Consider the following 25,191-nt stretch of genomic DNA (forward strand, 5'->3'; position numbering starts at 1 on the left):
ACATTAAACGAAACAAAATGAAAAAACAATTTATATACATATTGCTAAGTTTCTTATTCATAGGAAATCTTAGTGCACAACAAACTCCCGCTCCAAAGCAATCTAAAAAGATTGCAATTGTTGGTGCTACTGCTCATATAGGAGATGGAAATGTAATTGAGAATTCTTTAATTGAATTTTCCAATGGTAAAATAACATTCATAGGAAAAGCTTCGGATAAAACTCCTGAAGGTGAAGTTATGAATTACAATGGTAAACATATTTATCCTGGCTTTATTGCTGCAAATACTTCTTTAGGATTGGCAGAAATTGACGCGGTAAGGGCTACGAGAGATTTTGATGAAGTTGGAGGATATTTACCTCATATACGAAGTATTATAGCCTATAATGCAGAAAGTAAAGTTGTAGAATCTATGAGACCAAATGGTGTTTTAATGGCGCAAGTTGCACCAAGAGGTGGAACTATTTCAGGAACATCTACAATTGTTCAATTCGATGCTTGGAATTGGGAAGATGCTATTTTAAAATTAGATGATGGAATACACATTAATTGGCCTTCAAGTTTTTCTAGAGGTCGTTGGTGGTTAGGAGAAGATCCAGCATTGAAACCAAATAAGAACTATTCAAAAGCAGTTGATAGAATAACTTCTTATATCGAACGTGCAAAAAAGTATTTGTTTGGAAATAGAAGTCCTAAGGATTTGCCATTTGAAGCAATGGATAAACTAATAAACGGAAATCAAAAACTATTTGTTCACGTAACTGGAGAAAAACCTATTACTGATGTGATAAATAACTGTAAAAAATTAGGAATAAAAAACTTAGTACTTGTTAATGCTGAAGGCGCAGAAAAAGTAACTGATTTAATTAAAAGTAATAACGTTAGTGTAATTCTTAGAAGATCACACCGTTTACCGAATAGTGAAGATGATGATTATGATTTGCCGTATAGAATGGCAAAAATTCTATCTGAAAAAGGAATTGTTGTTGCATTAGGTATGGAAGGAGAAATGGAAAGAATGAATACTCGAAATCTTCCTTTTTATGCAGGAACTTATGCTGCTTATGGATTAGGTAAAGAAGAAGCTGTTAAATTAATCACATCTAATGCCGCTAAAATTTTAGGAGTTGATGATAAAGTAGGAACCTTATCAGTTGGGAAAGATGCAACGCTTTTCGTATCTGAAGGAGATGCCTTAGATATGAGAACAAATATCATTTTAAACGCTTTTATACAAGGAAGAAAAATTAGCTTAGAAACGCACCAAACCAAACTTTGGAAGCGCTATGCGAACAAGTATAAAAATCAATAAACAAAATAATTCTTAGTTAAAAAGCTCGGTTAAACCGAGCTTTTTTTATTCCTTATAATCAAATAAGTTTTAAGTACTTTTGCGATAATGAAGAATATATCTAGCATTCAAAATTCGTATATAAAAGAGCTTATCAAGCTTCAAGAAAAGTCAAGAGAACGTAAGAAGAAAAAACTTTTTATTGTTGAAGGAAAAAGAGAGATTTCTTTAATCTTAAAAAGTAATTATAAAATCAAAACCGTTTTATGTGTTGATGAATCTATTGAAGCGAATCAAGATATTTTATCTGCTTTATCAAAAGAAGTAGATACAATTGAAATTACGAAAGAAGTATATCATAAGCTAGCTTACAGAGAAAGTACAGAAGGAATTATTGCTGTTGTTGAAACTATAGATTTTTCCTTGTCTAATTTAAAATTCAGAACTGAAAATCCATTAGTTGTGATAATGGAAGGAATTGAAAAACCTGGAAACATCGGTGCAATGCTGAGAACTGCAGATGCAGCAAATGTAGATGCCGTACTTATTGCAAACCCTAAAACAGATATGTTTAATCCAAACATTATTCGATCTAGTGTAGGGTGTATTTTTACAAATCAGATAGCTACAGACTCCTCTGAAAATATTATCAAATTCTTAAAAGAAAAGAATATCAATATTTACAGTGCTACACTTCAAAATTCAAACGAATATTTTAAAGAAGATTATACTAAAGCTAGTGCAATTGTCGTTGGTACAGAAGCCACAGGATTAACTGAAATTTGGCGACAGGGAGCAACTCAAAATATTAATATTCCTATGCAAGGAGAAATTGATTCTATGAATGTTTCTGTTGCTTGCGCCATAGTAATCTTTGAAGCTAAACGACAACGTAACTTTATAAACTAAATAAAAATGAAACTACAATCCCCTCTATTTCTATCACTTTTAATTTTAATTCTGTCTTGTTCATCAGATAATGATTCAGAAGGTAATTCAAATCCGGTTTGTTCAAACTTTTCCAATTATGTTTTTAATGAAAAAGACAATCTTATATTAGTTGAGTTTGAAGACAACGAATTTCCTGCGGGATGGGAATTTAAAACTAGCAGTAGCGCTTCTGGAAAAGGATATTATGTTTGGACCGGTGATCAATCTTTAGGAAATCCAGGTAATGGATTAGTTGAATATAAATTGAATATTACTAATCCTGGAACTTATCGATTCATTTGGTTTACTGCAGTAACAACGGGTAACAATGGAACTGAACATAATGATAGTTGGCTAAAATTTCCGGATGCTGAAGATTATTTCGGAGAAAAAAATGGAAATAAAATATATCCAAAAGGAAGCGGGCAAACCCCTAACCCAAATGGATCATCTGCCGATGGTTGGTTTAAAATATATAGAGGTGGAAATGATTTAGATTTCAAATGGCAAGCCTCTACTTCAGATAACGATGCGCACAATATTTATGTAGAATTTAAAAATCCTGGAGTTTATACCATGCAGGTTTCAGCACGTTCCTCTGGACATGGAATTGATAAGTTCTTATTATATCAAGAAGTATCTTATTCTCAAAATGAAGCCATTAGTGCTTCAACAAGTGAAATTTCTTGTAATTAAATTCTTAGATTTGAGGAATTCAATCGGTTAAATGAAAGAAGTAAAAGAGATAAAATTTAACAACCTTAAAAATCCAAACTCTCAGTTTGATATTATTGAACTGAGAGAATTATTAAGTCGAACCAAATTAGATCATGACTTAACGGTAATTCATAGAGTTGAATTTTATCACATCTTCTTTGTGATTGAAGGTACAGGGAAACATACCATTGATTTCACAGATTACGAATTTAAAAAAGGGACTTTATTTACCTTACGTAAAAATCAACTTCAAAAGTTTTCAAAAGATTATAACGCTAATGGTTACCTTCTCATTTTTACAGAAGATTTTTTAATTAGTCATTTCAATCAAATAGAGATTTCAAAATCCATTCAATTATTTAATAATTTACTAATAATGCCTAAAATAGAATTGAATTCGGAGGAATTCGATGATCTAATGGAATTAGTAAATAGAATTAAAACTGAATATTTTGAAGCGTATGATGACTTCTCTGGAGGAATTATTCGAAGTGCATTGCATATGATTATCACTAAATTATTTCGAATTAAAACGAAAAATAGTGATCACTTACTTCATAAAAAATATTTCAATGAATTTGTTCAATTTCAACAACTTGTAGAGCAACATTATGCAGAAACTAAAAAAGTAGCTGATTACGCAAGTAAGATGAATTGTTCATCTAAAACCTTAAATAATATTTGCAACAGTATCATAGGAAAATCTGCCAAAGTAGTAATACATGAAGTTGTTATTACACAGATTAAGCGTTTATTAATTAGCACAAATTTAAGCGTAACAGAGATTGCTTATACCGTTGGTTTTGAAGAACCTTCAAATTTATATAAATACTTCAAACTGCATTCAGGAACTACACCTGAACTATTTAGAAAATCGAGTTAATTTAACATTTTCCCATTTTTACAGTACAAACATCTTTTTTTACATATTCAGACTTGTATTAAAGACATAATTTTGAACCAGTTATAAATTATTCTTTTAATACAATGAAAATCAACACTATCACAACAATACTTGTATTAACACTAGTATTAACTAATTGTAAAACTCCTAACAAGGAAACTGATTCTGAACAAAGTACTGAACAACAAATAAAAAAAGACAATAAAATGGAATTAACAAACAAAGAGAAAGTAGTAGCACTTTTAAATAGCTTTAATACTGGAGACAAAACTCCTATTTCTTATATCAATCCAGAAAAATATATTCAACACAACTTAGCTGTTGGTGATGGATTAGCTGGATTTGGAGAAGTAATGAAAGCTGCTCCACCACAAGGATTTAAAGCAAATGTAGTTAGAGCATTCCAAGATGGAGATTATGTATTTACACATACAGAATATGATTTCTTTGGTCCAAAAGCTGGTTTTGATGTATTCAAATTTGAGGATGGTAAAATTGTAGAGCACTGGGATAATCTATCTGAAGTGACTCCTCCAAACCCTAGTGGAAGAACTCAATTTGATGGAACTACGGAAATTACCGACTCTGGTAAAACTGAAGCCAATAAAAACATTGTAAAACAGTTTGCTGAAGAAGTATTAATGAATGGTAAAATGGATAATCTTACAACATTGATTAATCCAACAAAATACATTCAACATAATTCTGCCGTTGCAGACGGTTTAGATGGTTTAGGAGCTGCTTTAAAATACTTTGCTGAAAACGGACTAGTAATGGAATATGACAAGGTTCATAAAGTTTTAGGTGAAGGTAACTTTGTACTAACAATTAGCGAAGGAAAATTTGGTAAAGGAGACCATGTAGCATATTATGATTTATTCCGCTTAGAAAATGGACAAATAGTTGAACACTGGGATGTAATTCAACCGATTCCAGAAAAATCTGAATGGAAAAACGATAATGGAAAATTTTAATCCCTTAGAATTTTAAGTATTCTTTGTAAAGATGTTAACTTGTAATAGGTTAACATCTTTTTTTTCAAATAATAAAAACTTGTTCATTACAAATCTTTATAGTACTTTCACTTTATAATGTGAGTAGAAGATTAACAAATCCCCTGTAATGATGGAGTATACTGCAACTGTAGAAGAAGAAAACAAGGAAATAGCAAATCGCTACAAAGATTTGTTAAAAGGGACTTATCAAACATTATCTGAAGAAGATAAAAAACTAATTCGTAAAGCTTTTGAAGTAGCTGTTGAAGCGCACTCAAGTCAAAGAAGAAAATCAGGAGAACCTTATATCTTCCATCCTATTGCCGTTGCAAAAATTGTAGCAGACGAAATTGGATTAGGAGCAACTTCTATTGCCGCAGCATTATTACATGACGTAGTTGAAGACACACATTATACTGTTGATGATATGCAACAGTTATTTGGTGAAACAGTAGCAAGAATTGTAAGCGGACTTACTAAAATATCTCGATTAAAACAGGATCAAGATTACTCAATTCAAGCAGAGAATTTTAGAAAAATGCTATTAACATTACATGATGATGTTCGTGTAATTTTAATAAAAATTGCAGATCGTTTACACAACATGCAAACCATGGATGCGATGCCACCTCATAAACAGGTGAAAATTGCTTCAGAAACATTATACATCTACGCTCCTCTAGCCCACCGTTTAGGTTTATATAACATTAAAACCGAACTTGAAGATTTAGGACTAAAATATACTGAACCCGATGTTTACAATGATATTTTAGTAAAAATCAAAGAAAACAAAGAGGAACAACAAAAATATATAGACACCTTTAATTCTAAGATTCGCGAGGCTCTTGATGATGTTGGATTTAAATATCAAATTAAAGGAAGATTCAAATCTATTTATTCAATTAGAAGAAAAATGCGCAAGCAAAACGTATCCTTCGATGAAGTATATGACAAGTTTGCCATTAGAATTATATACACACCAACATCAAAAGATGAAAAATTTGATGCTTGGAAAATTTATTCTATCGTAACCGATTTCTACAAACCTAACCCAGCTCGTTTAAGAGATTGGATTTCACAACCTAAATCAACTGGATACGAAGCATTACACATCACCGTTGTTGGTCCGGATGCTAAATGGGTTGAAGTTCAAATTCGTTCAGATAGAATGGATGAAATTGCGGAAAAAGGATATGCTGCTCATTTCAAATACAAGCAAGGAAATGAGAACGAGAATGGTTTAGATGATTGGTTGAATAGATTAAAAGAAACCTTAGAAAATAACACGTTAAATGCAGTTGATTTTGTTGAAGATTTTAAATTGAATCTTTATGCAAAAGAAATCTATGTATTTACACCTAAAGGAGATTTAAAATCATTACCAAAAGGAGCTTCTGCTTTAGACTTTGCCTTTGCCATACATACGGATGTCGGATTAAAAACAAGAGGAGCTAAAGTAAATGGAAAACTCGTTCCTTTAAGTCATGAATTAAAAAGTGGTGATCAAGTTGATATTTTAACTTCTGCCACAAACAAGCCAAATTCACGTTGGTTAGATTTTGTAATGACCGCCCGTGCAAGAACTAAAATCAAATCAGCATTAAAAGCAGATGAGAAAAAGATTGCCGAGGAAGGAAAAGCAATTTTAGCTCGTAAACTTCGTCATTTAAAGATTAATTACGATGAAAAATTAATCCATGAAATAGCTAGTTATTTTAATCTACAGACAAGTTTTGATCTATTCTACAGAATTGGTAACGGTGCTATTGACAATACACTTTTAAAGGAATTTGTTAGTCAGCGTTCAAGTCCAATTATGAATTTCTTAAAGAATCCTTTCAAAAGAAATGCTCATAAAAATATTACGGACAACGAAGAAGTAACCAACAAATATGATGCATTAGTTTTTGGTCAAGAAGAAGAAAAATTAGAATATTCTTTATCAGTTTGTTGTAAACCCATTCCAGGTGATGCTGTTTTTGGTTTTGTAACGATTAATGATGGTATTAAGGTTCATAAGAATAATTGTCCTAATGCAATTTCTTTACAGTCTAACTTTGCTTACAGAATTATTAAAGCAAAATGGATAGATTCTACTAAGCAAGAATTCTCTGCAATTTTAATGGTTAGTGGAGTTGATAATAAAGGAATTGTTAATAATATTACTAGAATTATTTCAAGTAATATGGATGTATTTATCAACAGTATTAATATCTCAGGAAATGCAGGTGTTTTCGAAGGAAAAATATCACTTACGGTAAAGAATAGAAACCAGCTTACTAAGATGATGAACAGCATTAAAAAGGTTGAAGGAGTCCAAAAAGTTACACGTGTTAATAGTTTGTAAATATATTCTTAGCTCATATCTTTTTTTATTCATAAATAAGCGTAAATTTGCTTTTTGGTAAAATTCAATTTATATGAGTAACCCGGCTGAAAATCAAGAAATCGTAAAAAAAGTATTTACTTCATTCCTAGAAGAAAATAAACATCGTAAAACTCCAGAACGTTACGCAATTTTACAGGAAATATATGATGCCGATGAGCATTTTGATATTGAATCTTTATATATCAAAATGAAAAATAAAAACTATCGTGTAAGTAGAGCTACGCTTTATAATACGATGGATTTATTACTAGAATGTGGATTAGTTCGTAAACATCAGTTTGATGGACAATCTATGGCTCGTTATGAAAAGAGCTATTTCGATAAAAATCATGATCACGTTATTCTTACTGATACTGGAGAAGTAAAAGAGTTTTGTGATCCAAGAATACAAATCATCAAGAAAACAATTGAAGAAGTATTCGATATCGATATTCACAACCATTCACTTTATTTCTACGGAACTAAGAAAAAATCTTAATAAACTTTAAACACACACATAACAACACACTAAATAATGGCGGTAGATTTATTACTCGGCTTGCAATGGGGAGATGAAGGAAAGGGAAAAATTGTTGACGTTTTAACGCAGAATTACGACATCATTGCTCGTTTTCAAGGTGGACCAAATGCTGGACACACGTTAGTATTCGACGGAAACAAATACGTATTACACACTATTCCTTCAGGTATTTTTCACAAAACAGCTCTTAATGTTGTAGGTAACGGAGTTGTAATTGATCCTGTAATTTTCAAAAAAGAATTAGAAAATTTAGATCAACACAATATCAACTATACTGATAAACTATTAATTTCTAGAAAAGCACACTTAATCTTACCAACACACCGTTTGTTAGATGCTGCTTCGGAAACTTCTAAAGGAAAAGCTAAAATTGGTTCTACATTAAAAGGTATTGGTCCAACTTACATGGACAAAACTGGTAGGAACGGTATGCGTGTAGGAGATTTAGAACTTGATGATTGGAAAGATCGTTATAAAGCTCTTACAGATAAGCATATTAAAATGTTAGATTTCTTTGATGTAGATATTCAGTATGATTTAGAAGAATTAGAAGCTGAATTCTGTAGAGGAATTGACAAGTTAAAGACATTACAATTTATTGATTCTGAAGAGTTCTTAAATAGCGCAATTAAAGAAGGTAAAACTATACTTGCTGAAGGAGCTCAAGGGTCTTTATTAGATATTGATTTTGGAACATATCCGTTCGTAACTTCAAGTAACACTACTGCAGCTGGTGCTTGTACTGGATTAGGAATTGCTCCAAACAGAATTAAAGATGTTTTTGGAATCTTTAAGGCATATACTACAAGAGTTGGTTCTGGACCTTTCCCTACTGAGTTATTCGACGAAGTTGGAGAAACTATGGGAAGAGTTGGACATGAATTTGGTGCTACTACTGGTCGTCCTCGTCGTTGTGGATGGTTAGACTTAGTTGCTTTAAAATATGCAGTTCAAGTTAATGGAGTAACGCAATTAATGATGATGAAAGGTGATGTTTTATCTGGATTTGATACTTTAAAAGTTTGTACAGCATACAAATACAAAGGAGAAACAATTCAGCATTTACCTTATAATATCGAGCCAGAAAATATCGAACCTATTTATACAGAATTTAAAGGATGGGCAGCTGATTTAACTGGAATGACTGAGAAGGAAACTTTACCTCAAAACTTAGTTGACTATATTCAATTTATTGAAAAGGAAACTGAAGTTCCTGTAAAGATTGTTTCTGTTGGTCCGGATAGAAAACAAACAATTATGATGTAAATCATAATTCTTAGATAAAATAAAAAAACCTGCTAGATCAGCAGGTTTTTTTATGTCTAATACAAAGTTCTATTTAGCTTTTAACTCTTCTAATATCTCAGCTCCGTACCTCTCACAAGTATTCAATGTCTCTAACACATCATCCATAGTTGTTTTAGGATTAATTAAACACATTCTTAGTACGATTTGCTTATTTAAAATTGTTGTTACAAATACAGCTTCTCTTGATTCCATTACACGTTTCGAAATACGCTGATTTAGCTCATCAATGGTACTTTCATCAAGATTTTCATTGATTGGGTGATATCTGAAATTAATTACAGCTAAAGTAGCAGGAGAAACTACTTCCCAAACTTTACTCTTTCTTAAATACCCTTCAACTTCTTCAGTTAAATCTATATTATAAGTAACTGCATTTCTGAATCTCTCCAAACCATAGGTTTTGATAGAAGTATAGAATTTTAAAGCTCTTAAACGTCTTGTTAACTGCACTCCGTAATCATAAAAGTTTATTTCAGATTCATTTCCTTCTACATCTCTTAAATACTCAGGTTTTTCACTAAAAGTTCCACTTAACCAAGAAGCATCTTTTACTAATAGGCAACCAATTTCATACGGTTGGAAAAACCATTTATGTGGATCTACTGTTAAAGAATCTGCACGTTCTATTCCACGTAACATTCTTTCTCCTTTTTTTGATAAAATTGCCGCTCCTCCATAAGCTCCATCCACGTGTAACCAAATGTTTTCATCTTCACAGATGTCAGCAATTTCATGAAGAGGATCCACAGTTCCTGTATTTGTTGTTCCAGCATTTGCAATAAAACAAAACGGTTGCAATCCTTCTAACTTATCTTTTGCTATTGCATTTTTTAACTTGTTAATTCCAATTCTAAATTCAAAATCTGTTGGAATAATTCTAATTTGTTCCTTTTTAAATCCTAGAATTCGAATTGCTTTAATATTTGAAGAATGCGCTTGATCTGACAAGTAAATAACTGCCTTTGAGAAATCATCTCCACACTTAAGTCGCCTTGCGGTAACTAAAGCTGTTAAGTTCGCCATTGAACCTCCACTTGTAAAAATTCCTCCACCCTTTTTCACAGGAAAGTTATACATATTTAATAACCAGTTGATGGTTACAATCTCTAATTCCGCAGCTGCAGATGAAACCAACCAACCTCCAGAGAAGATATTAAAACCAGTAGCCAAAGTATCGGCCATTGTACTGATAAAATTACTTGGTCCTGGAACAAAAGAATAAAACTTTGGATGCGATGTATATGTACTATTCGGCAATACATTTTCCACGATAAAATCTAAAACTTTATCTGAATCCATTGGTTGTTCTGGTGCTTCTTGTAAGAAAATCTGATCTAAGTCGTTTCTTGTTTTAGGTTCAGCAAAAGGCTTTTTAGTGTGAATTGTATCCCAATGCTCAGCAATTAAATCAACTATTTTATATCCATAAGACTTCATGTCTTCTAGAGACATATCGAAGTTATTTTTCATGAGTTTATAATTTGCTACAAAATTACCTCCTTTTTAAAAATCAGAAAACTTAATTCGAACTTATTTCCTGTATTACCTCAACAAAAAAAGCGAGACTTTCGTCCCGCCTTCGTTTTCAATTTCAGAATTTTTTGCCTTGCTACTATCGTTAGTTTCCTAATTCTAATTGGTTTTTAACCAAATTGAAATAGTCCGCTTTGTTTTCTACTAATGTTTTATGACTTCCATGCTCAACAATTTCACCATTTTTAAGAACAATGATCTGATCCGCATTTTTCACTGTTGAAAGTCGATGTGCAATAACTACAGCAGTTCTATCTTTAAAAAACTCTTGTAAGTTATCATGAATTATCTTCTCATTTTCCGCATCTAAAGCACTTGTTGCCTCGTCAAAGAAAATGTAATGTGGATTTTTATACACTGCTCTAGCAATTAAAATACGTTGTTTTTGACCACCTGAGATTCCATTTCCAGCAGCACCAATTTTAGTTTTTAACTGTAATGGTAAAGACAAAATATAATCTTCAATATTTGCTATTCTAACCGCTTGTATAAGCTTTTCATAATCAATCTCCTCATCACCTGTTGCAATGTTTCTTTCAATCGTATCAGAAAAGATATAACCATCTTGCATTACTACTCCACAATTCTCTCTAATACTTTTCGGAGATAAACTTAATATATCATCGTAATTGTAATGAATAGTTCCTAACGTAGGATCATAAAAACGAAGTAATAATTTTAATAATGTTGTTTTACCACTTCCACTCGCTCCTACTATTGCAGTGACTTTTCCTTCAGGAATAAGCATACTAATATCTTTCAAAATAAATGGAGATTTTGGACCTTCATATTGAAAAGATAGATTCTTAAATCTTATTCCTTTTTGAATTCCGTTATTCACAAAGATGTTCTCCCCTATTTCTAAGGTTTTCATTTGAGTTTCTTCTCCATTTTCATCAATAAAAGTTGTTTCTTCTTCTGGATGATGTTGCACCTCATTTAAACGCTCTAAACTCAATCTGGCATCTTGTAGCGATCTAAAGAAATCTATAAGTTGATTTACCGGAGAATTCATTTGCCCAATGATATATGAGATACTTAATAACTCACCCAATGTCATTTGTCCTTTAACTACATACATAGCTGCTAAGAAAGTTACCAGAATGTTCTTTAACTGATTTAAGAATTCATATCCAGAAACTTGAATTTGATCGATTTTTAGTATTCTTAAATTCGTTTTGAACAACTTATTTTGAATTTTTACCCAGGCTTTACGCTTAAACTCCTCAAACTGATTCAATTTCATTTCAGATACACCATTAATAATTTCTAAAATAGAATCTTGGTTCTCTGCTCTTTGTTGAAATTTAAAATAATCTAGCATTCGACGCTTTTTTAGAAAATAATACGACCAACCCACTGAGAATACAGTTAATGCTAAATACACTGCAAGAATTGTAAAGTCGTAGTACCATAAAACTCCAAAGAACACTGAGAATGTCATGATAGAAAATACGGTAACTAGACTTTGAGACGTTAAAAACTCTTCAATACGCTCGTTATCATTAATTCGTTGATTAAAATCTCCTACCATTTTAGAATCAAAAAACTTAATGGGTAATTGAAGAGTTTTCTTTAAAAAATCTGAGATAATATTTATACTCAGCTTAGTACCCACATATAATGTGAGTGAATTTCGTATGATTTGTATTGTGATTGCTCCTAAGAATAAACCTAATTGAGCTAAGAGAATAAGCGTAATCATATTCATATCTCCAGCTGTAACTCCTTTATCGATAAGATTTTGAGTTAAAAATGGAAATACTAGAGTTAACAAACTTCCTAATAAAAGCATACCAAACATAAAAGCAACCTGCTTTTTAAACGGTTTTAAATAGTTCAGTAAATATGAAATAGTAAGTTTATTTGATTTTGGTGGCTCGATTTCATCAAACTTTTCTGTTGGCGAAAGAAATAGAACAATTCCTTTATCTTCTTGAGAACACCAAGATTTAGCGAACTCTTCTTCTGATAAGGTAATTAAACCATGAGAAGGGTCTGCAACTTTAAATCTATTTTTACCTGTAAAAATGTTTTTCTTCACATCATGTAATACCACAAAATGATTTTTATTCCAATGTAGAATACATGGTAATGTTCCTTCTTCTAAAAGCACATCAATAGACAATAAACTTGGATATGTTTCAAAGCCTATTTCCTCTGCTGCATCAGAAATACTCATTAAACTCACTCCTTCTTTAGAAATGTGAGAAATATCTCTTAAATATTGTAGTGGATAATCTTTACCATACATTTTTGTGATCATTGCAATACAAGCAGGACCACAATCCATTTGATCGTGTTGCGGTATAAATTTCATATTATTAGTGCTTTTGGTTGAACATACTTTTCTTTTCCTAGTCTCATTTTATAATATTTTGATAGCAATCCATAGAATACTAATTCGTGCATTCTTGGGTTGGTAATTGAAAATCTATTGACATGCATATGGATATAGCTCGTCAAGTTTGATTTCATATTTTGAATAACTACTTCCTTGCCTTCTCCTAAATCTTCATATAATTTTTGATTATGCTTTTCAACTACTTCATTAATTTTAGTTGCTGAATTTTCTATAAGTAGCGAAATATCATTCTTGTACTTTCTGAACTTTGACTCAATTTGTTTCTTAAGATTTTTATCTCCATTGAATTCTTTTAAGAAAGCTTGATACAATTCATTGATATGATTCGATTTTTCTTGTAAAGTATATTGATGTAATTCGTAGAAGTTATCTATGGTTTTTAATATTGGTAACCACGAAATCTCAGAATTGGTGTTTTTAGTTAGATTTAATATTTCTAGAATTAAATCACTATCTCTGTGAAATATAGATTCAGATGGAACTATTAATTCGTTCCCATATCTTTCTAATTCTCTGTTGTAGGTAGATATTTCAACTTTCCAAATAGCATGATTAGAAACATAAGAATGAATTGCTCTATTTAATTTTTCTACAACTTTTCTATGATTTATATTGTTATCACTAACTAAAAATCGAAGTCTTAAGTGAAAATCAGGATCTCTAAATCGAATAAAATGCCACTTCTCAATTAATCCGTTTTCTTTTAAATTATGAATCAAAGGGTGAATTACATCCTGTAATAGTTTTGCTGCTGTTTTAGTACCTGTATATAGCTTAAAATACAACCACTCCTCTCCTGGTATAAAAGTTCTTTTTTCAGTAATATTTTGAACATTTATCTTCCTTGATTTTTTAGCTTCTTTAAAAAAAGGAATTATATACTCAGCATTATAAACCTCATCTCTTGAATCTATAGAATCCACTAGAAGTTCCTCTAATACTAATTGTTTTTTCTTCTTTATGGCTTCAAGTAAAAAAGTATACATGAACTCATTTTCAAGATCAATCCAAAGTGTATGATCTTGTTGCTCTCTCAAACATACATATCTTGGAACATTTTGATTTTTAAGAAAAATTTGAAGTTTCGAAATACTTAATTCTCCGTTTTCATAACAGCTAGCTAACTCATCAATAGAGAAATTCCACTTGGCTGGAGCAAGAATTATATCATCAAAAACAATTCTTGGTCTTGATGTAAACGCCTTGTAATTCACACTTCCTAAATTCAAACCTAGGTATGTATTACAATCTTGCATTTGTAATTCTCCTAAAAACTGATAAATTGGAAGCGAATTATATTGAAAATTGTGAGCAGTAGTATTTACAACCTTAATTCTTTTATTCAGGCTTCTACTTCGTAAAACAATCTTATTATGCTTTATACTGATGTAAATATCATCTAACGCTATTTGTTTTGCATTTTCACTTCCTTTAGTTAGAAAAGAAATTTCGTGTGTACGATGTACATTTCTTAATAAAATATTTCCGGATCTATTATCTGGAACATGTAATAGTTCTACCAAGATTTCATCTCCTTCTTTTTGTTCTTTAGCCAGAGCTTCATTAAACAAATCGTTTAATGAATTGTCTAAACTTGAAAATCTTCCTATTAAATTTAAAGCACCAGTACCTCCAACAACTTCAATAGAAATTTTCTCTTTATACTTGTTAATCATAGTATAAAACGAATCTGATAACTGATCGGTATTTACTGGAAAATCAGATAAATCAATTGTATTAAGATCTATTAAATTTTTATTATTTCTCTTGGCTGTAGTTAATTGATTGGTCCAAAACTTATGAATATTTTTATGATATGAAAGCTTCGTTTCTGGACTTTCATTCCCTTTTAATTTAATATCATCAATCAAAGAAGAGAAATTACTAGCATCTGCATGATCTTGTAAATACCCAACTCCTACTTCATTATCAAGAGCTACACATAATTGTACTTCTTTGTCTTCATATCTTTTATAAAAAGCTTTCTTGAATTCATTTAGATTGACATTATCTTGTTTAATACTAAATCTTGATAAAGTACTAACTGCCTTTTTGATTTTAGAAATCTCTTGAGAAGTTAAATCGTATTGCGTCACAGGTAAGTTATTCCTCATATTAGAATTGATCAGAAACTTCTTATCAAATGCAAAATTGAATTGTTTTGCTATACTAAAAATGTCTTCATATTCCGAAATTGAATTGCCTACAACTTTTGCATCAAGACATTCTAATTTATTCTTTAATTGTGCAAGTAGGTTATAATAATGTAAAAGCTCTTCATTTTGAGTTTTACCTATAATGACGTTCTCAAAATACTGAACAAGTTGCTCGAAAGGAGACTCACCATTAATACTAATATCTAAATCACTTACTAAAAACTGAGCATCGATTAATGAATTGATATAAGTCGTTACGTCTTCTTTGGAAATATCCTCGATAGAATACATCAGTAACTCTACCAATTCATTTAATGTTTGATTTTCCTTTTGAGTTACTTTATAAATTAATTCTAAAACCTCATCCGCTTCTACTTCTACTAAAGTATACGCTCTTTTATTTCTTTGAATTTTATATTCGGCATATCTGAAATTACTACCAATCTTATAAATAGAAGAGTTTGGTGCAAATTTCACGATACTTCTTACAGCATCTTTTTGATTTAGTTGATGTAATAACGTATAGATAAAATCTAAATCTAATCCTGTAAATCGCTGTGGTTCAACTTGCTTATTCTCTTGCTTATGTTGAATTTCTGTGTACCCTGAAAATAATCCAAAAGGAGTACATCTTGTAGTTGATCTTATGTAATACTTAACAATAGATAGTGCTAACTTATATTGCTTTTCAACACTCAATTCAGCCTTTGAAACAAACTTTTCCCATTCATAATACAAATCTGGTGAGGCCAGAAAAATAGATTCTTTGAAAACTTCATCATTAAACAAATCTTTTACAAATTCGATTGTTTCTTCAGAAGTAGTAGGAATTTCTGAGAACTGATGAACACTCTTAATTGGTGTTCTTAAAATGAAACGATTGATATGATTGAAGTTCTTCATTCTTTCTATTAATAAACTGGTGTTAACATTTGGAATTTCTCTGCAATTGCATGAAGGTTTTCTAATTTCTCTTTGTGGGTTCCAGCCACATCATAAAACACAAATTCATCTAAACCATATTCATCATAGTATCTTTGTGTAATCTCTTGTAAACTTTCTGCTGTTACAGGTTCTATAATAAATGCTTCTGCAGAAAGACTTCTTGCATATGCTGTCATTTCATCTACTTTGAACTTCGCTTCTTCTATAGTATCAGCCATTAAAAAGGCAATAGAAATCACAATTTTAGGATAACGTCCGTGCGCAGCATAAAACTCTTCTTTAAATGTTGCTATTTGTTCTTTATCAAATTCTTTTGATTGACCGAAATTGTGAAAAAGAGAAACACAATAATTCGTTCCGTATTTAATTGCCTCCTTATAACTATTGAAAGATGTAGATAAATACCATAACTCTGGCTTAGATCCTTTAAACGGTGGAATTAGAATTTGATTATTATTTAAGTTCTCATCTTCATTTTCTAATAGATCAGAGATTACCTCTAAATTCTTATTGAAAATATCTCGGTTCGTTTTTCTAGATAAACCTGGATGAGCTAATTCTGCAATTTTCTTACTATCTGGTAAACCTTTAGATAAGCCTAAATCAATTCTATTTGGATATAAATTAGATAACAACTTGTAGTTACACGTAACTGCATAAGGAGAATATAATGATAATGACACTCCTGCTGAACCAACTTTGATTTGATCTGTCATTCCAGCTAAAATTGGTAACAATATATCTGGATTCGTATAGGGATGATTTTTAACATGTGCATAATGATGTTCTGCTAACCAAAATCGGTTAAATCCAGCTGAATCTGCTTCAACAGCATATTCAATCATTTGCTCTATAATTTCTAAACTTGTTGCATCGTCTCTTTGACCTAAATCGATAAGACCTATCTTAATATTTTCCATTATATTGTTTTTTTAGTTGATTAAAAAGGCTTCTTTCCACTCAGTAGTAAAGTCCTTTTGATATGATTGAAGTACTAGTAAAGCTCCGAGTTTACCATAGAATAAAGACATATCTCTTTCTGTAAGTTCATTCAATATTCCTTCTTTTAAATATTGAACAGTTCTATTGATCCAATATTCGTGAGCTTCTAAGTATTTTGTATCTCCTAAAAGTGAGTGTAATTCTGAAAATAATTGAGCAACGCCTGAAGAACCATGACACCAATGGTGATTTTCGATTCCGGTTACATTCATTTCTTTTCGTTTAATTACATTTTCACCAATTAGTTCTATTAACTCATTGTACTGAGTATTTTTAGTGCATAAGTCTATTTTAGAAAGTAAGAAAATCAAGCTTAAATCGCTATTACACCATGCTAAACGATTATTTTGGTGCTCGATTAACTTACCTTCATCTAAATAAACTTTATGGGGTTTTATGATATGAATACCATCAACTTTGTAATTGGTATTTATGTGTTTCATGATTTTAGTGATGCACTTATCTATAATTGCATCATAAACGTTTTGTGCTCCGAATGCTTTTTTAGCATCGTTTAATATTTTTATAGTTGATAAATAACCATGAGGAAATCCAAAGTTAATATCACTGATATATGGATTGTCTGAAATCGTACTAAAAAGTAATACAGACTCTTTTGACTTTTGATGAAGCTTATCAACTATTCCATTAAATAACTCTTTATTTTTTACTTTTAATAAGAATAATAATACACCTATCGATCCATGTAAAAAATCATAATTATCAATATCAATCATCTTAATTGCATACGCATATGCAATCTGACTTAAAACTGGAATTTGCTCTTTATACTCCTCATCTAACAAATCATTTTCTATCAATTTGGTTATTACAAAACCTAATCCTGAAATTCCTTCTGCATAAGAAGAGTCGTTTAGTAAATCACTACCTTCTGGGTTTTGAAGTGAATTAAAAATATCCATTAGAATATCTGTAATCTTATCAAAGTAAACTACCTTTTTAGTATCCATGTATACGAACATCAAGTAATATAAAACTCCCAGTTTACCTTGAACTAAACCTCCTGATAATTCATTCACAGGGTAGGACAAAATCTTTGAATTGTAATCGTTTATAATTTTATCTATAGTTATGTTTTCTTCCGTTATCATTTTCTGAAGTTTAAAAAGTTGAGATATTCGTTTTTAATGTCTAATTCCTTACATAACAGCGTTAAGCCAATTCCTAATATTCCTTGTGAAATTCCTAATTGAGCAAAATCGTAAATACCGTTATAGTAAGTATCGTATCCTGCCCAAACAGTATTATTATTTCCTTTGTCTAAAATCTTCTGGAACCAGTATTCTTTTGATTCTTTGAATGCATTTTTAGAAGTCAAACGATACATCATATCGAAAAATGCGTATAAGCCTGACGCTCCGTAGATCATATTCGCATCTCTAATATGGTTATCATTATCATCTTTATATTCTGCAGCATTCTCTAGAACCTCTATTCCTAATTCCGTCCAATACGAATTTTTTAAGGCGTTTCCTGCTCTGTAGAAAGTGTAACCAATACCTAAATCTCCGTAAGACAAATTGTGGTACTGAAGTTTATTGTTTTTATTAGCTGTTTGAGGAAACCAACAGGTATGATCTCTATCTAGGTGTTTCTCTAGAAAATTAAGTCCTTTTGATATTAAGTTTTTGCACTCTTCTTTTCTAACGTTATGTGCATAACAATCAATTAAAAAAGAAATAACTCCTGCAACACCGTGATTATATCCTAATTCTACGTATGAATTTTCAGGTGATCTTAAGTCAAATAACCAATACGCTTGATTTTCATTTTCAATAGCTTTATCTATTACTAAATCTAATACTTGGTTTAGTTTTTCATTACTTATTTTTTCTGAGACGAAGTAATATTGAATTGGAGCAAAAACTCCTGTGATGCTATCTAAATTTTCATCTTTTAATTGATTGGTGAATATTTCATCAATTAAAGAATTAAGATCATTTAAAATAAATTCTACTTCATTTGCTAATACATTATTTTTGAATAAGATGTTTAAGTAGATTCCAGCTTCTATAATATCTTTTTGAGGTGATATACTTGTATAATTATCAGTAAGCATTTCAAGAGAATCCTCTATTAAACCAATAGATTTTTCTAACCATTCTTCTTTCTGAGTATACAGGTAGTTATAGTAATAGAATAAGGATTTTCCTAACAGTCCATTACTCACACCAATACCATTAAGCTGGGTATCTTTCTGTAGACAATCTTGTATTTTTTCTAGTGTTTCCAATTTATGAAGTAGAATTATATTTTGTTATTCCTCTATTCCACCATTACATGTTAAATACAAACATGAAAGTGGTCTTCCTTTTGCTCCTTTTACAGAGCTTAGTTGTTCATCTTGAAGCTTTACTAAAGCCTCTTTCTGAAGATTTAGCTTGTTGTTTAATTTAATTTTCTTCATCTCTAATTTTTTGGGAAAGAAAAGGATAAGGAAAATTATCACCCAATCCCTATCCTTATCCTTTCTATTACATATCGATCTTGTCTTCGCTGCTTCCGTTACAAGAGCTCCATAAACAAGATAAAGCTGCTTTACCTCCTTTTACTTCTGACATTTGATCTTCTTGTAATTTACTTACTGCTTCCTTGTTGATTTGTAATCCCTTAGTTAATTTAATTTTCTTCATTTTGTTTTAATTTTAAGTGTGAATAATTTTTAAAAAATGGGTAAAGAATGATTTGTTAATTGGGATCTTTACCCAGTAAGTTTGATAAAATCTTACATGTCGATTTTATCCTCGCTATTTCCGTTACAAGAGCTCCATAAACAAGATAAAGCTGCTTTACCTCCTTTTACTTCTGACATTTGATCTTCTTGTAATTTACTTACTGCTTCCTTGTTGATTTGTAATCCCTTAGTTAATTTAATTTTCTTCATTTTGTTTAAATTTAAGTGTGAATATTTATTTGATAAATGGGTAAAGTATGTGTTAATAATGAGCCTCTACCCGATGAGTTTAAACTCTGATTATAGCTCTAATTTCTCTTCGCTACTTCCGTTACAAGAACTCCATAAACAAGATAAAGCTGCTTTACCTCCTTTTACTTCTGACATTTGATCTTCTTGTAATTTGCTTACTGCTTCTTTGTTGATCTGTAACCCTTTAGTTAATTTAATTTTCTTCATTTTATTTAAATTTTAATGTATTTGATTATGAGTTATTTATTTAAAGTCCTAAACTCTTATCAGACTATGTTTGCAAACAATATTTTTAATATTTTCTAATCTTTTGTTCTGTCTTTTTCGTCTTGATTTCCGAATTTTTTACGCTTTACACGTACTTTCTTATTACCAAACTTGTACAATAATGATATCCTGAAACTTTGTGTATCGTAGTAATTTCTGAATGATACGTTTACATCATTAGTAACCCCTTCAACTCTTACTCTTTGACCTCTAAAAACATCATAAGCGTTTAGTCCTAGTTGCAAGTCTTTATTCATGAAAAAGAACTTTAAGCTTAAATCTAAATTTGAGGTTGCTGAAGTTGTGTAGATGTCATACACTCCTGGAAATGCATACCAGAAATTTGCACTAGCCATTACTCTCTTCTTACTATCTAATACGAAACTGTTATTTGTAGCTATGTACGTATTGAATCCACTCTCTCCTGCATTTGTAAAGTCTACCAAAGAAGTAGCATCACTATAATGAACATCTAGTATGTTTACGCTTTCCCACCATTTCCACTTCGAGAAAGTGTATGATTCAGTTAATCCGATTTTTACAGTTTCATAATAGTTTTGAGGAGATATTTCCTGAATATTAGTTACTGGATCAACTTGAGCTAACTGTTGAAACCCGTCAGTTACTTTAGAGAAGTATAATGAGCTAACTAATTTTTGTTTGTAAATATGAGTCAATGATAAATTATCTGAAAATGATGGTTGTAGGAATGGATTTCCTCTAATAATCGTAAATGGATTTTGAACATTTTCAAAAGGATTTAAAAACTCAAATGAAGGTCTATTGATTCTTTGATTGTAGGCTAAAGAGAATATATTACTCTGATTAGCAATGTAGTTTACATTTAACGTTGGAAATATTCTACTGTAATCGTTAATATCAATCTGACTTAAACTTGTTGAGTTACCTTCTGTTTGTGTATTCTCAAAACGCAATCCTCCGTTTATAATCCACTGTTGACTTAACATTTTTTCAAGAGAAAAGTAAAGCGCTTGTGTATTCTCTTTATAAGTAAACATATCTGTTCTATTCGCATCTTGAACAGGAGTTCCAGAGGTTAGATCGAAAAACGCTAGAGCATTGTTCGTCTTAGTAAAAGATAATTTACCTCCGTAGCTAAATTTCGCCCATTTTAAAGGAGATTCAATATCCATTCTTAGTGAGTAGTTATCGATGTCTTGGTCTCCAACATTATTCCCTATATCTAAACTTCCAGGAGTTACTGTATTGTTAACTTCACTAAACGTGTTATAAGTTCTCTCTTGATCATTTGTATAATTGAAGTAATCTAAATTGATTTCAACTTTGCTTATACTATCTACTTTGAACTCTGTATGTAGATTCAATGAATGTGTTGGCGTTTCTTCCAAATTATTAGAAGTTGTTCTTATGGTTCTTGATAATGCATTTGTAGTATTATCGAACACATTTACTCTATCATTTCGATTTACAGTTCTAAATCTTCCGTATGTTGTTAGGTATTGAGCACCAATCAGGAAGTCCTTAGTAAAGTTATAGTCTAGAGATAATCTCGCACTAATTGATGGCTCGCTAAAATATCTTCTTGGATAAGTTCCTTCCCAAGTTTCTGTTGGAAAGAAAAATCTGTTTGTATCTGTGATAAGTTTCGATCCATTGGTATAGTATAAGTTACTTGATAAAGCAAACTTATCTTTTTGATAATTAAAGTTTCCACTTAAACTTCCTCTACCATAAGTAGCTTGAGTATATACTCCACGTATTCTACTTCGCCATGAGTTTCTTCTTCCTTTTTTGTAGATAATATTGATTAATCCGCTATTACCTTCTGATTCATATTTAGCAGGAGGATTTGTTATTACCTCAATACTTTTAATATCATCGGCTGAGATGGAACTTAAAAAGTTAGATACTTCTTGCTGTGGAATTTTAAGCAAACGCCCATTAATCATAACACGTAAGTTGTCTTTTCCTATCATAAAAAGTTCATCATTCTGTACTTTTATTCCAGGTGTTACACGAAGTGCATCAAGCATATCTCCTCCACTTGAAGACAAGGATTGTGCTACGTTAAATACAAGTCGATCACTTTTTCTGGTTATTAAGCGTTTCCTCGCTTCAATAACAACTTCATCTAACTTATTATCTAACTCTTTGAGGACAATTATACCGAGATTGGATTTATCTTGGAGCGTGGAATAATCAATAGTTTTCTTTTCAAATCCTATGAAACTTATAATTACATAATATTCATTACCAGATTTAACTTTCAGACTAAAATTACCTTCTTCATCAGTCACAACACCTCCTACAATTTTATTATCGGATACTTGCTGTGCAACTACATTGGCAAAACTTATAGGTTCATTCTTTGAATCCACTACTTTTCCTTCAATAGTTTGTGCGAAAGCAACATTTAGGCATAACAATAAAACTGATATAAAGTGTATGATTTTCATAATTTAAATTCTTTAGGTATGAGATTTTCGGGGTATGTTTTTAAGCTAAATTCTTTTGAGCTAAATTGAACTGATGAGTTTTGATTTCAGCTGTATGAAGTAATAATTTCTTATTATCGTTGTAGAAATCGATTAATCCTTCATAAGTCATACATACAGGAATAGTTTCAGACCCTAAATAGTTTACAGATTCTCCAATTACAGTGGCTTTAATCCCCATAGCCAGCATAATCCTTAATAATTTACTATCGCATTCTGCAAAAGCAATTGAGTTCTTATTTTTACATATTGGTGCAATCGCTTGAACCATTAATTTTTTTAATAAATTGATATTTCTAACATCCTTTTTAATTGCGAAACGTCCAATGTGCCAAATTGACTTTAACACTGTGTTTCCTGTAATATCTAAAGGACTAATTCCAAAGATTTTCTCTAATGGTAACTTCGTTTTATAGTTCCATTTTAAAACTCTAATTGTTCCAAGAATTTCTCCGTAAGCATTTCTTGAGATGAATACCTCTGAATTATCCATGTAATTCACTTCTTCATTATATAAAGCTTCAATGCTTTCATAATAGTTAATCGGTAAACTTCCGTTTGAATGATGTTTGTAGTTTTCCAAAACAACGAATTCAGCTAAATCCATTATTTTGTTTCTTTCTTTGTTAATAAAATTGTTTTCTAGTAGCATGGTTGATATTTTTTACACTTTCAAAGCTACTTATGAATCAAAGCCTTAGCGTTACACAAAAGGGTAGTCCTGCATTTTACAAGGCAATTCTACCCTTTTGTGTAGTTTTTAATTGTTTTATTGAGAAGTTTCATTAAATTTGATTGTCACCCGAAATTTAAAAGCCGAAATGGATAAGAATGTGAATGATTTCTTTTCCTTGAAAAATAGTATTAATGCTATTTCTGAAGAGGATATAAATCAAACTAAAAATTATCTGGCGCCAATTAGAGCATTTGCCAGAACTACGTATAAAAGCATATACATTATAGATTATGAAAAGAAAGGATTTGAATACGTTTCTGAGAATCCTTTATTTTTATCCGGTCATACACCAGAAGAAGTTGAAGAAATGGGATATGCTTTCTATTTTAAATATGTAATAGAAGAAGATCTTGATTTATTATTAAAGATAAACACTGTTGGATTTGACTTCTATGAACAGCTTCCTGTTGAAGAACGATTAGACTATACAATTTCCTATGACTTTCATTTAAAGAATAAAGAAGGAAAGAAGATTTTAATAAATCAGAAACTTACTCCTTTATTTTTAACAAGAACTGGTAAGCTTTGGAAGGCTATCTGTATTATTTCCTTATCTAATGAGCAAAACTCTGGAAATATAAAAGTGTATAAAAAAGGAGAGAATAAAATCTTTAAGTATAATCTTGAAGAGGAGTTTTGGAAAGAGGAAGAAAAGATTAGTTTAACAACACGAGAAAAAGAAGTGTTGAGATACTCGGTACGAGGATTTACTATAAACGATATTGCCAAAGCAATTTTCGTTTCGCCAGATACAGTAAAATTTCATCGTAAAAAACTCTTCGATAAATTAGAAGTTGCTAATATATCTGAAGCAATAGTATTTGCTACAAATAATAAGCTTATCTAATCCATATGTATTGAAGAGAAATAGAACTCAGGAAACTTCTTGATTTCTTTTTGAGTAGCCACATTGTACATTAAATGTACACACATACTTGCAACAACCCAAGAACCTATTGATAATTGAGGAGGAGATAATGTCTCCTTCTCATTTAAATATTGATCTAATACATTTTCAATCCATTCCTGAGGTTCGCCCCAAAATTTCATGTAATTCGTAATGTATTTTACCATTTGAATTTCGTTAAACTTTTCATTTGGTTTAGCTATAGATTCTAAGGTTAAGCCATCTGGAGTTATAACAGCAACTACTCCACCCCATCCTAAATTATACGGATGTAAAACAGTAATGTTATTCTTTTGACAAAGCTTATCAAATTCTAAAGGAATGTCAGAAGTAAAATCTAATGCATTAATAGCTATTTCATAATTCTGTATAAACGACTCTACATTATCAGAATCTAAGAATTCATTATGTACGTTAATCGTAGCATCAGGATTTATAGATTGTAATCTTTCTTGTAATGCTTGGACCTTATCTTTATCAACATCATTAATTGTATAATTCTGTCGATTCAAATTTGATAGTTCAACTTGATCTCCATCTATAATTGTAATATTCTCAAAACCGAGTCTGAGAGCACATTCTGCTATGACACTTCCTATTCCTGATCCTCCTAAAAGTATAGGAACATTCTTAATTCTTTGCTGTTCTTCTGCTGATAAATAAATTCTATTTCTAATGTATCTGGCTTCCATCAAAAAGTTTTTTTTCAAAAATACATTTATAAATATCTCGAGCCACTATACAAAAGTGTAGTTAATCAATTATTTCAAAAAAATCTTTTTTCATAATAATTTAAGAATT

22 protein-coding genes are annotated in these 25,191 nt (G+C 30.8%); 9 read left to right on the forward strand and 13 right to left on the reverse strand.

Features of this window, described 5'->3' with window-relative positions; translation table 11 throughout:
* The first annotated feature begins 17 nt into the window (after positions 1-17).
* The 8 genes from ABNT61_RS03705 (at position 18) to ABNT61_RS03740 (ending at position 9,013) form a co-directional block, all read left to right on the forward strand.
* Positions 18-1,313, forward strand: coding sequence for an amidohydrolase family protein (locus ABNT61_RS03705; protein WP_348744912.1), 1,296 nt, complete (start codon positions 18-20; stop codon positions 1,311-1,313).
* Positions 1,314-1,400: 87 nt separating this feature from the next.
* On the forward strand, positions 1,401-2,201 hold the full coding sequence (locus ABNT61_RS03710; protein WP_348744913.1) for an RNA methyltransferase: 801 nt from the start codon (positions 1,401-1,403) through the stop codon (positions 2,199-2,201).
* A gap of 6 nt (positions 2,202-2,207) precedes the next feature.
* On the forward strand, positions 2,208-2,918 hold the full coding sequence (locus tag ABNT61_RS03715) for a hypothetical protein (RefSeq protein ID WP_348744914.1): 711 nt from the start codon (positions 2,208-2,210) through the stop codon (positions 2,916-2,918).
* 31 nt (positions 2,919-2,949) lie between these two features.
* Positions 2,950-3,822 (forward strand): AraC family transcriptional regulator, encoded by an 873-nt coding sequence (locus ABNT61_RS03720; protein WP_348744915.1) that lies wholly within the window; start codon positions 2,950-2,952, stop codon positions 3,820-3,822.
* Between the two features lie 104 nt (positions 3,823-3,926).
* Positions 3,927-4,817: a nuclear transport factor 2 family protein gene (locus ABNT61_RS03725; RefSeq protein WP_348744916.1), complete on the forward strand. Its 891-nt coding sequence runs from the start codon at positions 3,927-3,929 to the stop codon at positions 4,815-4,817.
* Between the two features lie 151 nt (positions 4,818-4,968).
* Positions 4,969-7,185, forward strand: a complete 2,217-nt coding sequence (locus ABNT61_RS03730) for a bifunctional (p)ppGpp synthetase/guanosine-3',5'-bis(diphosphate) 3'-pyrophosphohydrolase (protein WP_348712391.1) — start codon at positions 4,969-4,971, stop codon at positions 7,183-7,185.
* Positions 7,186-7,258: 73 nt separating this feature from the next.
* Positions 7,259-7,705 (forward strand): transcriptional repressor, encoded by a 447-nt coding sequence (locus tag ABNT61_RS03735; protein WP_348712170.1) that lies wholly within the window; start codon positions 7,259-7,261, stop codon positions 7,703-7,705.
* A gap of 36 nt (positions 7,706-7,741) precedes the next feature.
* Positions 7,742-9,013 (forward strand): adenylosuccinate synthase, encoded by a 1,272-nt coding sequence (locus ABNT61_RS03740; protein WP_348725234.1) that lies wholly within the window; start codon positions 7,742-7,744, stop codon positions 9,011-9,013.
* A gap of 69 nt (positions 9,014-9,082) precedes the next feature.
* Here the strand turns inward: ABNT61_RS03740 and ABNT61_RS03745 are convergent, their stop codons facing one another.
* The 12 genes from ABNT61_RS03745 to ABNT61_RS03800 all read right to left on the reverse strand — a co-directional run bounded on the left by ABNT61_RS03745 (position 9,083) and on the right by ABNT61_RS03800 (position 23,399).
* Positions 9,083-10,525: an aspartate aminotransferase family protein gene (locus ABNT61_RS03745; protein WP_348725233.1), complete on the reverse strand. Its 1,443-nt coding sequence runs from the start codon at positions 10,523-10,525 to the stop codon at positions 9,083-9,085.
* A gap of 148 nt (positions 10,526-10,673) precedes the next feature.
* Entirely contained in the window at positions 10,674-12,908 is a 2,235-nt protein-coding gene (locus tag ABNT61_RS03750; RefSeq protein ID WP_348744917.1) for a peptidase domain-containing ABC transporter, read from the reverse strand.
* Positions 12,905-16,012, reverse strand: a complete 3,108-nt coding sequence (locus tag ABNT61_RS03755; RefSeq protein WP_348744918.1) for a lantibiotic dehydratase — start codon at positions 16,010-16,012, stop codon at positions 12,905-12,907. The genes ABNT61_RS03750 and ABNT61_RS03755 overlap by 4 nt, the downstream gene beginning before the upstream one ends.
* A gap of 8 nt (positions 16,013-16,020) precedes the next feature.
* Complete coding sequence (locus ABNT61_RS03760) at positions 16,021-16,974, reverse strand: LLM class flavin-dependent oxidoreductase (protein ID WP_348744919.1); 954 nt, start codon at positions 16,972-16,974, stop codon at positions 16,021-16,023.
* A 12-nt stretch (positions 16,975-16,986) separates the two neighbouring features.
* A complete protein-coding gene (locus tag ABNT61_RS03765) occupies positions 16,987-18,168 on the reverse strand; it encodes a lanthionine synthetase LanC family protein (protein ID WP_348744920.1) in 1,182 nt (393 codons plus the stop codon).
* On the reverse strand, positions 18,165-19,310 hold the full coding sequence (locus tag ABNT61_RS03770) for a lanthionine synthetase LanC family protein (RefSeq protein WP_348744921.1): 1,146 nt from the start codon (positions 19,308-19,310) through the stop codon (positions 18,165-18,167). The genes ABNT61_RS03765 and ABNT61_RS03770 overlap by 4 nt, the downstream gene beginning before the upstream one ends.
* A gap of 24 nt (positions 19,311-19,334) precedes the next feature.
* Complete coding sequence (locus ABNT61_RS03775; protein ID WP_348712178.1) at positions 19,335-19,484, reverse strand: class I lanthipeptide; 150 nt, start codon at positions 19,482-19,484, stop codon at positions 19,335-19,337.
* Positions 19,485-19,551: 67 nt separating this feature from the next.
* Positions 19,552-19,710 (reverse strand): class I lanthipeptide, encoded by a 159-nt coding sequence (locus tag ABNT61_RS03780; RefSeq protein WP_348712179.1) that lies wholly within the window; start codon positions 19,708-19,710, stop codon positions 19,552-19,554.
* A gap of 92 nt (positions 19,711-19,802) precedes the next feature.
* Positions 19,803-19,961 carry a class I lanthipeptide gene (locus tag ABNT61_RS03785; RefSeq protein WP_348712180.1) on the reverse strand — a complete coding sequence of 53 codons (159 nt, stop codon included), beginning with the start codon at positions 19,959-19,961 and terminating at the stop codon, positions 19,803-19,805.
* 90 nt (positions 19,962-20,051) lie between these two features.
* Entirely contained in the window at positions 20,052-20,210 is a 159-nt protein-coding gene (locus ABNT61_RS03790) for a class I lanthipeptide (RefSeq protein WP_348712181.1), read from the reverse strand.
* A 95-nt stretch (positions 20,211-20,305) separates the two neighbouring features.
* Positions 20,306-22,708, reverse strand: coding sequence for an outer membrane beta-barrel protein (locus ABNT61_RS03795; protein ID WP_348744922.1), 2,403 nt, complete (start codon positions 22,706-22,708; stop codon positions 20,306-20,308).
* Positions 22,709-22,748: 40 nt separating this feature from the next.
* Complete coding sequence (locus ABNT61_RS03800) at positions 22,749-23,399, reverse strand: hypothetical protein (RefSeq protein ID WP_348712183.1); 651 nt, start codon at positions 23,397-23,399, stop codon at positions 22,749-22,751.
* Between the two features lie 169 nt (positions 23,400-23,568).
* Between ABNT61_RS03800 and ABNT61_RS03805 the strand changes: the two genes are divergently transcribed.
* Entirely contained in the window at positions 23,569-24,330 is a 762-nt protein-coding gene (locus ABNT61_RS03805; protein ID WP_348744923.1) for a response regulator transcription factor, read from the forward strand.
* Here ABNT61_RS03805 and ABNT61_RS03810 read toward each other — a convergent pair.
* A complete protein-coding gene (locus ABNT61_RS03810; protein WP_348712185.1) occupies positions 24,327-25,082 on the reverse strand; it encodes a ThiF family adenylyltransferase in 756 nt (251 codons plus the stop codon). The genes ABNT61_RS03805 and ABNT61_RS03810 overlap by 4 nt on opposite strands.
* Positions 25,083-25,191: the final 109 nt, after the last annotated feature.

The organism is Tenacibaculum sp. 190524A05c, assembly GCF_964036595.1.
Taxonomy (GTDB): domain Bacteria; phylum Bacteroidota; class Bacteroidia; order Flavobacteriales; family Flavobacteriaceae; genus Polaribacter; species Polaribacter platacis.

What these genes read in the sequence shown, in the direction of transcription:
- ABNT61_RS03790 (WP_348712181.1), bottom strand. Translation starts at nt 20,210, where the DNA reads ATGAAGAAAATTAAATTAACTAAAGGGTTACAGATCAACAAAGAAGCA.
- ABNT61_RS03745 (WP_348725233.1), bottom strand. Translation starts at nt 10,525, where the DNA reads ATGAAAAATAACTTCGATATGTCTCTAGAAGACATGAAGTCTTATGGA.
- ABNT61_RS03740 (WP_348725234.1), top strand. Translation starts at nt 7,742, where the DNA reads ATGGCGGTAGATTTATTACTCGGCTTGCAATGGGGAGATGAAGGAAAG.
- ABNT61_RS03795 (WP_348744922.1), bottom strand. Translation starts at nt 22,708, where the DNA reads ATGAAAATCATACACTTTATATCAGTTTTATTGTTATGCCTAAATGTT.
- ABNT61_RS03785 (WP_348712180.1), bottom strand. Translation starts at nt 19,961, where the DNA reads ATGAAGAAAATTAAATTAACTAAGGGATTACAAATCAACAAGGAAGCA.
- ABNT61_RS03765 (WP_348744920.1), bottom strand. Translation starts at nt 18,168, where the DNA reads ATGATAACGGAAGAAAACATAACTATAGATAAAATTATAAACGATTAC.
- ABNT61_RS03810 (WP_348712185.1), bottom strand. Translation starts at nt 25,082, where the DNA reads ATGGAAGCCAGATACATTAGAAATAGAATTTATTTATCAGCAGAAGAA.
- ABNT61_RS03720 (WP_348744915.1), top strand. Translation starts at nt 2,950, where the DNA reads ATGAAAGAAGTAAAAGAGATAAAATTTAACAACCTTAAAAATCCAAAC.
- ABNT61_RS03735 (WP_348712170.1), top strand. Translation starts at nt 7,259, where the DNA reads ATGAGTAACCCGGCTGAAAATCAAGAAATCGTAAAAAAAGTATTTACT.
- ABNT61_RS03800 (WP_348712183.1), bottom strand. Translation starts at nt 23,399, where the DNA reads ATGCTACTAGAAAACAATTTTATTAACAAAGAAAGAAACAAAATAATG.
- ABNT61_RS03730 (WP_348712391.1), top strand. Translation starts at nt 4,969, where the DNA reads ATGGAGTATACTGCAACTGTAGAAGAAGAAAACAAGGAAATAGCAAAT.
- ABNT61_RS03725 (WP_348744916.1), top strand. Translation starts at nt 3,927, where the DNA reads ATGAAAATCAACACTATCACAACAATACTTGTATTAACACTAGTATTA.
- ABNT61_RS03780 (WP_348712179.1), bottom strand. Translation starts at nt 19,710, where the DNA reads ATGAAGAAAATTAAATTAACTAAGGGATTACAAATCAACAAGGAAGCA.
- ABNT61_RS03705 (WP_348744912.1), top strand. Translation starts at nt 18, where the DNA reads ATGAAAAAACAATTTATATACATATTGCTAAGTTTCTTATTCATAGGA.
- ABNT61_RS03760 (WP_348744919.1), bottom strand. Translation starts at nt 16,974, where the DNA reads ATGGAAAATATTAAGATAGGTCTTATCGATTTAGGTCAAAGAGACGAT.
- ABNT61_RS03805 (WP_348744923.1), top strand. Translation starts at nt 23,569, where the DNA reads ATGGATAAGAATGTGAATGATTTCTTTTCCTTGAAAAATAGTATTAAT.
- ABNT61_RS03750 (WP_348744917.1), bottom strand. Translation starts at nt 12,908, where the DNA reads ATGAAATTTATACCGCAACACGATCAAATGGATTGTGGTCCTGCTTGT.
- ABNT61_RS03755 (WP_348744918.1), bottom strand. Translation starts at nt 16,012, where the DNA reads ATGAAGAACTTCAATCATATCAATCGTTTCATTTTAAGAACACCAATT.
- ABNT61_RS03775 (WP_348712178.1), bottom strand. Translation starts at nt 19,484, where the DNA reads ATGAAGAAAATTAAATTAAACAACAAGCTAAATCTTCAGAAAGAGGCT.
- ABNT61_RS03710 (WP_348744913.1), top strand. Translation starts at nt 1,401, where the DNA reads ATGAAGAATATATCTAGCATTCAAAATTCGTATATAAAAGAGCTTATC.
- ABNT61_RS03715 (WP_348744914.1), top strand. Translation starts at nt 2,208, where the DNA reads ATGAAACTACAATCCCCTCTATTTCTATCACTTTTAATTTTAATTCTG.